This is a genomic window from Pseudonocardia sp. ICBG1293 (genome assembly GCF_020131355.1).
GTDB lineage: Bacteria > Actinomycetota > Actinomycetes > Mycobacteriales > Pseudonocardiaceae > Pseudonocardia.
This window is the reverse complement of sequence record NZ_JAHLEL010000024.1, coordinates 1-10675: the sequence shown is the minus strand read 5'-3', so window position 1 is coordinate 10675 and position 10675 is coordinate 1. Positions and strand designations below refer to the sequence as shown.

The window sequence follows — 10675 nt, the reverse complement described above, 5'->3', positions numbered from 1 at the left end:
GGTCGAACGATTTCTCGTCGTTCGTAGCAGCGCTGCAGCCGGTTGAAGCTGTTGTGCCAAGCGTTGGTCCGCTCGACGTGCCAGCGGCGGGTGGCCTGGATCGGCGCTTTCTCACCCTTGTGCGCGATCTCGCCGTGCAGGCCTCGTTCGGCCAGCGTGTCGCGGGTCTTGCCGGAGTCATAGCCGGCGTCGAGGTGCACGGTGATGTCGTCGGGCAGCGGGCCGAGAGCATCGAGGCGGTCGAGGGTGGGGCCCAGTAGCGGGGAGTCGTGCCGGTTGGCTCCGGCCAGGACTCGGCCCAGCGGGATGCCGTATCCCTCGACGAGCACCGAACGTTTCATACCCTGTTTGCGCCGGTCCACCGGCGACGGACCGGCGACCTCGCCGCCGCCGGGGGCCTTGGTGATGGCGCCATCGACGGCGATGTCGTGCAGCAGCAGACCGACGATGCGGTCGTAGGCGTCCAGGACGATCCGACGCAGCTGGGCGAAGACCCCGAGCCTGATCCACTCGTCACGACGATCGCGGATGGTGGTCGCCGAGCAGGTGCTGTCAGCGATGCCCTCATACAAGCAGCCGAACCGCAGTACCTGCAGGAGCTTGTCGAACACGATCCGATCCGCGATCCGGCGGCGATGGCAGCCCAGCGGATGGGTGGGATCGAACTCGTCTCGATGAGGCAGCAGCGCGGTGAACTGGTCCCACAACGGCTCGGTCAGCCATGATGGCAGGGTGGGCACGCGGCCTCCAGACGATCACGAAGCGTAGATAACTTCATGATCGGCAGGCCCGTACCCGCCCTCGCCCCCAGACACTCGACCGCGGCCAAGCTGTGACCAATCCGCGCGACCTCTAAGAGCGCCCGGCAAATGAGGTCGTGGGGGTGTCGTTGCAGGTAGAGGCACGGACCTGCAAGTGATCATGGGATTGCTGATGTCCTGATGGTCGCCTGGAGGGTCCGTGCCTCTACCTGCAACGACACCCCCACGACCTCATTTGCCGGGCGCTCTAAACATACTTCGGATGGCGGTGTCATGGCCTGCGCCCAGCTGGACGACGACCAGCACACAGCATGCTGCCGACGGGTGTGTGTAGTGGCATCCACCAGAGTGGTGTGCGACCGGCTCGGTGACGGGCAGAGCCCGGGGTTGGGCGGCCACCGCGTGATCTTCTTGAGCACCTCTCACGGAACTCAAGAAGCCGGGTGTGCTCGCTGCTCGCCGGAGTTTTAGAGCGCCCGGCAATTGATGGTTATCGGAGTCGACGGGTCGTGGGTCGGGTTGTCCAGCGGTAGCGGCTGCGGGCACGGTTGATCAGCCGGCGGATCACGGTGAGCGCGGCGGCGAGGTTGAGGTAGAACTCGACGATGATCTTCCGGCGATCGGTGAACCGGCGCAGCTTGCCGTAGCCGTTCATCCAGGAGTGCGTGCGCTCGATGGGCCACCGTCGTCCTGCCTGGATCGGAGCCGGGACCCCCGTGGTCGCGATCTCGCCGGTGAAGCCCAGGGTGTGCAGCAGAGTACGGGTCTTGCCGGAGTCATAGCCGCGGTCCAGGTGCACGGTCGGGAACAGATCACCACCGTGGGCGTCGCGGTGGCGGGGCAGCGGGCCGATCATCGTCACGATGCCGGTCAAGGTCGGTTCCAGCAGGGGCGAGTCATGGTCGTTGGCTCGCGCCGCGACCAGGTGCAGCGGGATGCCCTGGTCATCGCAGGCCACGGACCGTTTCGTGCCCTGCTTGCCGCGGCCGACAGGGCTGCGGCCGGCCACCTCGCCTCCGCCTGGTGCCTTGGTGATCGATCCGTCGACCGCCAGATCGTCAAGATCCAGGCCGAGTATCTGGTCGTAACCGGCCAGCGCGGTGCGGAGCAGTTCCTCGCTGACTCCCGCGGTGGCCCAGTCATCGAGACGGCGGCGGATGGTGCGGTCCGAGCAACCCGGCGTGGCGATGCGTTCGTAGCCACTACCGTGCACCAGAGCGGCAACGACGTGGTCGAACACGACCCGATCAGAGATCCGGCGACGGTGACAGCCCCACGGATGGGCCGGGTCGAACTCCGGGCGCCGCTCTGCCTCGATCAGGGCAGCGAACTCGACCCAGAGGGGGTCGATCAGCGATTCTGGCAATAGAGGCACGGACCCTCCAGGCGACCATCAGGACATCAGCAATCCCATGATCACTTGCAGGTCCGTGTCTCTACCAACACCGACACACGGCCACCTCTACTGCCGGACGCTCTAAGAGGTCGTTTCAGAACGACTTGTCGAGTTTCCATTGACCCCTCGACGACAGATCAAACGGCAGGTCAGATAGCCGCTTGTCGTCTACAACAGACACGTCGACCTCGTTCTGAAATGACCTCTTAGAGGTCATTTCAGAACGAGGTCGACGTGTCTGTTGTAGACGACAAGCGGCTATCTGACCTGCCGTTTGATCTGTCGTCGAGGGGTCAATGGAAACTCGACAAGTCGTTCTGAAACGACCTCTAAGGCCGGCTCTTCTCGCCGGAGGCGAACAGGTAGACGAAGCCGCTGTACATGATGGTCAGCAGGGTGTAGCCGCATAGGTAGCTCAGGCCCGGTGTCACGGCGTCGAGCGCGGTCTTGACCGGTGACAGGCCGAAGGTGTTCGAGGCGGCAGCGATCGCGAACAGCAGCGTGATGGCCTTGTTCCAGTCGGTGGGCTCGTCGGTGCGGGCCAGGACTGTCAGCCGCCATCCGGTCAGGATGAGCAGCGCTGTCCAGAGGGGGTCGCCGTAGTATCCGGGAATAATCGGGCGGATATGGCTGGGTAGGCTCCTGACCAGGGGGTTTCTGGGGTTCTGGTCGGGAGGTTGTCGGGTGGTCGCTCCGGTGTTCACAGACGTCGAGCTGGAGAGGCTGCGGCGGTTCCCGGAGATCGGCCGGGAGGAGTTGTTCCGGTTCTTCACGCTGGCCCCGGCGGACGTTGCGTTTGTTGATCCCGGTCGGGGCCGGGGCGCGGCGGATCGGCTGGGTCTGGCGGTCGCGGTGTGCTCGTTGTCGTGGTTGGGGTTCGTGCCGGATGAGGTGGCGTCGGCGCCGCAGGCGGCGGTGGTGCGCCTGGCTGAGCAGTTGCGCGTGGATCCGGCCGTGATCGGTTCGTATGGGCGCCGGGCGAAGACCCGCACCGAGCATCTTCGGCTGGCGGCGCAGTATCTGGGGTGGCGGCCGCCGACGACGCTGGAGATCAAGGAGCTCGACGAGTTCCTGCTGGCGCGGGCGATGGAGCATGATTCGCCGACGCTGCTGTTCCGGCTGGCGTGCGAGTTCCTGATCTCGGCGCGGGTGATCCGGCCGGGACCGGTGACGGTGGTCAAGCGGGTCGCCCACGCCCGCGAGGTGGCCCGGCAGGAGACGTTCGACCGGTTGGCGCACGAGTTCACCGACGCCCGCCGCGTCGGGCTGGACGGGCTGCTGGTGGTGGATTCGGAGATCGGGATGACCCGGCTGCGGTGGCTGGGGAAGGGGCCGGTGGAGGCCTCGCCCGCGGCGGTGAAGGCCGAGATCGCGAAGCTGGAGTTCCTGCGCGGAATGGACGCCCACGCGTTGGACCTGTCGGTGCTGCCGGCCGAACGCCGCCGGTTCCTGGCCACGGTCGGTCGCCGCCTCACCGCCCAAGCGCTGGAACGGCGGGAGCCGGAACGCCGGTACCCGATCTTGCTGACGTTGCTGGCCCAGTCGGCGACCGAGGTGCTCGACGAGGTGGTGGCGCTGTTCGACCAGGCGCTCTCGGCGCGGGAGAGCAAGGCCGCGCACAGGATGCGGGACTATCTGGCCGAACGCGCCAAGTCCGGGGAGGACCGCCAGGAGCTTCTGGACGCGATCTTGGCCATCGTGGCCGACCCGGCGGTGCCGGACGGCGATGTCGGCGGTCTGATCCGGGGCGAGCGGGTCGGCTGGGACCGGCTGCGTTCGGCGCAGTCGAGCGCGTTGCCGCCGCTGCCGCGCGATCACGGGCACCTCGCCGCGCTGGACGGCTCGTACGGGTACCTGCGCCAGTTCACCCCGAACGTCCTCGACGCCGTGACCTTCGCCGGCGGCACCGCCGCGGCCGAGCTGCTGGAGGCGGTGGCGATCCTGCGGGAGCTCAACGCCACCGGCGCCCGCAAGGTCCCCGACGACGCGCCGAGCGGGTTCGTCCCGGCCCGCTTCCGCGGCTACCTGGACACCGCCGCGGCGAACCGCAGCGCGACGGCGTATCGGCATTACTGGGAGCTGTGCGTGCTGCTGGCCCTGCGGGACGGGCTGCGCACCGGGGACGTGTTCGTGCCGGGCAGCCGCCGTTACTCCGACCCGGCCGCCTACCTGCTCACCGAGGACAAGTGGGCGGATCAGCGGGCGGAGTTCTGCCGACTGGTCGGCAAACCCTCCGACGCCGCCACCGGCCTGGCCGAGGCCGAAGACGAGCTGCACACCGCGCTGGGCAAGCTGGAAACGACGCTCGCCCACGGCGACGGCCCGGTCCGCCTGGACGACGACGGCGATCTGGTGATCTCCCCGCTGACCGCGGAGGACATCCCGGCCGAGGCGAGAGCGTTGAAGGCGGAGCTGACCGAGATGCTGCCGTTCGCGCCGATCGTGTCGCTGCTGATCGAGATGGACAAGCGCACCGGGTTCCTGGACTGCTTCACCCACGCCGGCGGCAAGCAGGCCCGCACGCGCGAGCTGAAGCGGAACCTGATCGCGGTGTTGCTCGCCCAGTCCACCAACCTCGGGCTCACACGGATGGCGGACGCGTGCGGGATCTCCTACGACATCCTGGCCTGGACCGCCGAGTGGTACGTACGGGAGGAAACGCTGCGGGCGGCGAACCTGGCGCTGATCGGCTACCACCAGCGCCTGCCGCTGACCCCGGTGTTCGGCACCGGCACGCTGTCCTCTTCGGACGGTCAGCGGTTCCCGACGCGAGGTAAGTCGGTCACCGCCAGGGCTCTGAGCAGGTATTTTGCGCACGAGGGCCTGTCGACCTACACGCACGTGACCGATCAGCATACCACCTACGGCACGAAGATCATCGTCGCCACGAAACGCGAGGCGCACTACGTCCTGGACGAGATCCTCGGCAACGCGACCGACATCCCGATCACCGAGCACGCCACCGACACGCACGGCGTCACCCTGGTCAACTTCGGGCTGTTCGACCTGCTCGGGTTGCAGCTCTCACCGCGGATCCGGGACCTGGGCAAGATCACTCTCTACCGGACGGGTGCGAAGGCGGCGGCCGAGACGGCGTTCCCCCTGACGGGGCCGCTGTTGGCTCGCAAGCTCAACACCGACCTGATCGCCGAGCACTGGGACGACCTGCTGCGCCTGGCCGGGTCGCTGAAGTTCGGGCACGCCACCGCATCGCTACTGGTCGGGAAACTCTCGGCGTCCGGGCGGCAGAACGCGCTCGCCGCGGCGCTCAAGGAGTACGGCGCGCTGCGCAGAACCGTCTACACCGCCCGGTACCTGTCCGATCCGGCCTACCGGCGCAAGATCTCCCGGCAGCTGAACAAGGGCGAGTCGCTGCACGCGCTCAAGCGGGACCTGCTCTACGCCCACGAGGGCATGATCCGCGCCCGACACCTGGAGGGACAGACCGAGCAGGCGTGGTGCCTCACCCTCGTCACCAACGCCGTGGTCACCTGGACGACCGAGTACTACGGCCTGGCCGTCGAGCAGATGCGCGCCGCCGGTCGCCGCATCGACGACGAGGTCCTGGCCCACATCTCCCCGGCCCACTCGGAGAACATCAACTTCTTCGGCGCCATCGAGGTCGACATCGACGGCGAACTCGCCCAACTCAGCCCGACCGGCTACCGACCACTACGTGTCCGCGACACCCTGTTCTGATCAGGTTCGCCGTCCTCACGACGCGACGCCCCCGTCATCGGGCAAGTTTCACTCACTGGCCAGCCACCACAGCACCCATCGTCGCTGCTCAGACCCACTGTCGTCTCTGGCAGCGCACTCCGTGGCCACTGCTGTCGAGACGAGTCCATGGTCGCTTCCGCCTCGATAGATTGAGACACGCGATAATCGCGGCTTATCTGACCTATCCCCACGAACCACGAGGTCACAGCCCTGCATCCTCCATATCCGCCCGAAAAATTCCGGATACTACGGCGCCCCCGACAGGGGAGACGAACAGCTCCTGACACTCATCGATCACGACCACACGCGGGCGCATCGACCGATCGCTGGTGGCGAGCTTCCGCGTCAGCTTCGGCTCGCCTGCCGCGGACAGCTTCCGTCCTCGTTGCGACAGCTCCGACATCAATGCCTTGAGCCCGTCGAGGACCGTCGGCACCTCGTCCGGGTCGTCGGAGACGAACAGCGTTCGGGCGACCGGCGCGAACGGGTCGTAGTCGGCGTTGTGGGCCATGCAGTAGATGTCGATCTCGACCAGCGGGTCCAACACGGCCCCGGCCAGGGCGGTGATGATGAGGGTGGACTTGCCCGATCCCATCATCCCGGCGACGCCCCAGTTGCTCCCGAACAGTCGCGCGTTCACCACGTTCGCCCGCGGGTCGACGCTGACCGGGACGCCGGTGAAGTAGTCGGTCGTCCCCTCGGTGAGCAGCGGCCACGGCGCCACCGGCCTGGTCAACGAGCCCTGGTCGGCGACCCACAGGTCCAGCACCCCCGGCTGGTCGCGCGGCTCGGTCGGCCACACCTCCACCGGCAGGCGGAGCAGGTTGTGGGCCAAGACGTCCTTGCGTCGGTTGAGCATGTCCACGGTGACGCCCTCGGGGAGCAGGAACTGGCAGTGCCAGCCGCGGCCGTCGTGGACGGGTGGCTGGATCCAGCGCGGCTGCCATCCGGCCTTGAACTTCGCGTTCAGCGCGCCCATGCCCAGGTGGCGCAGCGCGTTGACCACCGCCCGCTCGTCCGGGATCACGTCCCGACCGCCGGTGTCGTCCTCGCCGGGGGGTGCGACCCAGGTCGGGACCTCGGTCCGGGCCCGGCCGAGCGCCCACAACCCGATCACCATCCCAGCCAGGGCAACAGCACCGAGCAGGGAGGCGTAGATGGTCACGAACATGACCACCCACGCGACCGCGTCGATCACCCCGACGATCGGGGCGACGACCAGGGACACATCGCGTGCGGCGATCGCGAGGACGACACCGAGGCCGACCAGCAGGCCCAGCACGCCCAGGACAGCGGTCCCGGCGGCACGGACCCAGGCCAGGGGGGCGTTGACCCAGTCCATGACCCGCCCGTGACGGCGGGCCTTTTCGGCGGTGTCGCGGGCCTCCCACTCCAACAGGCGCTCGTGGTCGCAGGCGGCCTCAGCAGCGCGCATCTGACGCTCGTAGCGGGTGGTGCCGTGGGTGTCCCGCCACCGCGACACCAACACACCGGCCCCGGAGAACACGAACCACGTGTTCCTGACCAGGCCTTTCGCCGTCGACACCGCTGTCGTCGAGGTGGCTACAGTGACGGCATGCCGTCGTGCCGTCACGACGTCATGACGGTAGAGGCCCTGCCGCGACACCACCCCAGTCCCCGGCGCCCTGGAGGTCGTGGTGTCTGTCTGCGGGCCGCAGGCCACGATCTCGCCCTCGACCACCACCGGCTGGTCGGTGTTGTCGGTGCGGTGGTGTAGAGAGATGACCGGCGCCAGCTCGTCCCCTGATGACGCGTGGTGGGCTGGGCTGGCGCCGCCCACCTTCTCGTTCTTCCCCCGGCCGTCGTCGCGGTTCATCGCGCGCCCCCGGCGGGCTCATCACGGAGCTGGCGTGCCCGCTGTGCCGAGCAGCGCAGGGTGCGGCGGATCGACTCGGCCGAACACGGGTCGACCCGGCCGTCGGCGACCGCGGCCCGGAGCAGCCGTCGAAGATCATCCAGGCTGCGGGGAGTCGGCCCGGTTTCACGATCATGGTCGGGGTCGACTCCTAGGGTCGACGATGATCTTGGGTGGGTCGACTGTCGCAGGTCAGGCCTCGACTCCCGATCCGGCTCCTCCGGCGTGCGGTCGAGGACGGCGACACCCCCGCCATGATCATCGTCGAGGTGCGGGTCGACCCCAGAGTCGAGGCCCGGGTCGTGGTCGGTGGTGAGCTGCGAGCCGCCGTATCCCGCGCTCTCGATCAGGGCGGCGAGGGCCGAGTCCCAGTCATCCGCGATGCCGCTATGAGGGGCCGGCGTGGCCGGTCGTCTCGGCGCCGTCGTTGCGGCGAGAGCCCGGCGGCTCACCTGGAAAATGCCGGTGCGGTAGGTCAGGGCGGCGGTCCCGTCCGGGCTGATGACCGCGACCGCGTCGGCGATGGCGAGGCGTCGCGCGCGGTCGGTCTTCGCCGCCACCAGCGTCTCCAGTCGCGCCGTGCGGCGTTCGGCTCGCGAGCGCGGTGCTCCGGCCAGGGTGAGCTGGTGGGCGAGCACTCCGGCGATCGAGACGACCGCCATCACCACAGCGGCGGTGACGCCCTGGTGGAGGCCGTGGAGCAGGTTCATCGAGGCGGCGACCAGGGAGAACAGCACCACCCCGGCCTGCAACCCGGTCACCGGGCGCTCCGGGGCCTGGTGTCGTGAGGCGACGACGGCGAGAGCGAAGACCCACATGCCCAGCTCCGTGATCCCGGCCAGGAGGACGCCGAGCGGTCCGTAGAGGTGGGCGCCGTAGGCGGCCATCGCCGGAGCCGCCAGGCAGAAGGACAGCAGCGCGATCGGGTAGATGAGCAGTTCGACGATGTGGGCGGAGGCCCAGGTCAGAGCCCTAGAACGTGCTGCGGCACGTGCGGATGCACGTTCGGTCCGTCGGCGGTCGGCCGCGGCCCGGTCAGCCCGGGTCCTTTCCCCGCGGGCGGTCTCGATCTCCAGGCGGCGCCGCGCAGCAGCGTCAGCGGCCTCGCGGGCGAGGCGGGCCTCCAGGGCGCGGGTCTCGCGCCGCTCGGCCGCCCGTGCTGCAGCCCACGAGTAGTTCGAGGAAGAGGATGTGGTGGTCACGCCTCGGCCCTCCCCGCACCCATCTGACCAGCCGAAACCTGCCCAGCGGGCGTTACAGCGGCCGGTGAGACGGCGTCTGCGGGGCACTGTTCGGCCCGCGGAGAAGAAGCCGGGGCGAGGCGGCGGGCACGCCGCAGGCGCAGCTCAGCGGCGATCCACCAGCCGACCGTGAAGCCGAGCGGGGCGGTGAACCACCAGGTCAGCCACATGGTCGCCCCACCGAGGGCGGCGACGACAGCGATCTCGACGGCCCGGTCAGCGATCGCGGCTACGGTCCGGCGAAGTGACGCGTTCATGCCGCCTCACCACCCGCGATAACCGGCTGGCCAGCGGAAACGGCCACAGGCCGGCGGGCCGGGAACGGAAACAGTCGTGCCGTGTCCGGCTCGTCTGACGGCCCGTCAGGCTCGTCGGAGCCGTGGAGGAGGTCGCCGTAGAGACGGTCGATGACCTGTTCGGTCAACCCATCCGGGAACCATCCGCACCCGTGAACCCCCAGGTCAGAGCCGGGATCGGGATCGTGAGCGGGTGGATCGAAGGGAGAAACCCCGTGCCGGGGTAGAGACACACGGATGCCAAGGGCAGCATGGCCCATAGCCGACCACCTATTCGTGTAGGTCGTTCGGTTAGGTCACCCCCCCGGTTCACAAGGCCGGAGCGGCGACCGCAGCCCGCCGGGCGGCGAGGTCGCCTAACCAGCAACTCACGCCCCCGGCGGGCCTGTCAAGCACCGATCCTGAACCGGCCTGAACCGGCCTGAACCCCCGCGGCTTCTGTCACGGAACGTGACGAATAGCTTGCGACCTCCCATCTTGAACTGTTTCCACTGGTCAGACTGCGCTCAGGGCGGTCTTCGGCTCATGTGAGCGTGCGGTTCGTTGAGGGGGTGTGACGGGTTGACCCGTCACACCCCCTCAACCCGTCACAGGCAAAATCTGGGTCTGACCTGCACAGACGGAAGATCTGTGACGGGTGTGACGGGTTGTGACGGGTTGGGGGTCGTTTCGGGACATCCCCCGGAATCTCACCGTGCGTCACTAGAGTTGGTGGCGGGAAGTATTCGGTTAGTCGCAGCGTGTGCTTATTGCTGGTGGCGTCGTCCGCTGACAGTTGTCCCCCCACCAGCGGGTATCTTTCGACGGTGAAATTGTCGAGAGCGTGGCGGGCTGCGGCCGTTAGCGTGGTGGTCCTTGTGGTCAGTGCGGGTGCTATTTCCGGGGCGGTTGCTGCGGAGCCTTCTGATTCGGTGGTTGTGTCTGTGTCGAAGGGGCCGCGGCCGGTGGAGCCGGAGCCGCCGGGTCCGGATTCATCGGTGGCGGCACCGACTGCTGGCGGGCCGGGTGTGGAGACGTTCCGGACCGGGTCCGGAGAGGATTCTTGGGACGGTTCGTGTAAGTATCTGCACGAGCATTTTGATGAGATTTCCGCGCGGGCGACGGGCGAGGGTGGTATCCCGTGTGTGGAGGTGACTATTCCGCCGCCGTCGGAGAACCACCTTCAGTCGTATGATCTGAATCCCGATGCGTTTGATCTGGTGGCGCATCCGAAGGAGTGTGAGGGGTACACGGATTGGGTGGTGAACCGGACGGCGCAGTGCAAACGGGATCGTGTGAATATCACGATTTTCGAGCAGCGCACGAAGGTCGTGCTGGGCACGTTGAACGTGAACCGCCGTACATGTGTCGTACACGAATGCCGGGGAATCCGGTGTGGGGTGTGC

The 10675-nt window shown here is 68.0% G+C and carries 9 protein-coding genes; 2 read left to right on the top strand and 7 right to left on the bottom strand.

The features are described from left to right. The 4 genes from KPF47_RS12420 to KPF47_RS12410 form a co-directional block, all read right to left on the bottom strand. The coding region (locus KPF47_RS12420) for an IS5 family transposase (RefSeq protein ID WP_224389032.1) at nucleotides 1–740 on the bottom strand (740 nt) is incomplete at its 3' end. Nucleotides 741–1251: 511 nt separating this feature from the next. Beyond that, nucleotides 1252–2136, bottom strand: coding sequence for an IS5 family transposase (locus tag KPF47_RS12415; protein WP_224388065.1), 885 nt, complete (start codon nucleotides 2134–2136; stop codon nucleotides 1252–1254). A 115-nt stretch (nucleotides 2137–2251) separates the two neighbouring features. Beyond that, nucleotides 2252–2374 (bottom strand): hypothetical protein, encoded by a 123-nt coding sequence (locus tag KPF47_RS38670; RefSeq protein WP_255659583.1) that lies wholly within the window; start codon nucleotides 2372–2374, stop codon nucleotides 2252–2254. A 112-nt stretch (nucleotides 2375–2486) separates the two neighbouring features. Then, a complete protein-coding gene (locus KPF47_RS12410) occupies nucleotides 2487–2861 on the bottom strand; it encodes a hypothetical protein (protein WP_224389031.1) in 375 nt (124 codons plus the stop codon). Between KPF47_RS12410 and KPF47_RS12405 the strand changes: the two genes are divergently transcribed. Next, on the top strand, nucleotides 2854–5856 hold the full coding sequence (locus KPF47_RS12405; protein ID WP_224386186.1) for a Tn3 family transposase: 3003 nt from the start codon (nucleotides 2854–2856) through the stop codon (nucleotides 5854–5856). The genes KPF47_RS12410 and KPF47_RS12405 overlap by 8 nt on opposite strands. Nucleotides 5857–6079: 223 nt before the next feature. On the opposite strand, the gene KPF47_RS12400 is transcribed toward KPF47_RS12405, so the two are convergent. From KPF47_RS12400 to KPF47_RS12390, 3 genes are read right to left on the bottom strand one after another with little or no spacing between them, the layout of a single operon-like run. Further along, nucleotides 6080–7714 carry a hypothetical protein gene (locus tag KPF47_RS12400; protein ID WP_224389030.1) on the bottom strand — a complete coding sequence of 545 codons (1635 nt, stop codon included), beginning with the start codon at nucleotides 7712–7714 and terminating at the stop codon, nucleotides 6080–6082. Further along, nucleotides 7711–8955: a hypothetical protein gene (locus tag KPF47_RS12395; RefSeq protein WP_224389029.1), complete on the bottom strand. Its 1245-nt coding sequence runs from the start codon at nucleotides 8953–8955 to the stop codon at nucleotides 7711–7713. The genes KPF47_RS12400 and KPF47_RS12395 overlap by 4 nt, the downstream gene beginning before the upstream one ends. After that, on the bottom strand, nucleotides 8952–9251 hold the full coding sequence (locus KPF47_RS12390; RefSeq protein ID WP_224389028.1) for a hypothetical protein: 300 nt from the start codon (nucleotides 9249–9251) through the stop codon (nucleotides 8952–8954). Before KPF47_RS12390 ends, KPF47_RS12395 begins: the two co-directional genes overlap by 4 nt. A 983-nt stretch (nucleotides 9252–10234) precedes the next feature. On the opposite strand from KPF47_RS12390, the gene KPF47_RS12385 reads away from it, so the two are divergent. Further along, on the top strand, nucleotides 10235–10675 hold a 441-nt coding region (locus KPF47_RS12385; RefSeq protein WP_224389027.1), incomplete at its 3' end, for a hypothetical protein.

What these genes read in the sequence shown, in the direction of transcription:
- KPF47_RS12390 (WP_224389028.1), bottom strand. Translation starts at nt 9,251, where the DNA reads ATGAACGCGTCACTTCGCCGGACCGTAGCCGCGATCGCTGACCGGGCC.
- KPF47_RS38670 (WP_255659583.1), bottom strand. Translation starts at nt 2,374, where the DNA reads ATGACCTCTAAGAGGTCATTTCAGAACGAGGTCGACGTGTCTGTTGTA.
- KPF47_RS12400 (WP_224389030.1), bottom strand. Translation starts at nt 7,714, where the DNA reads ATGAACCGCGACGACGGCCGGGGGAAGAACGAGAAGGTGGGCGGCGCC.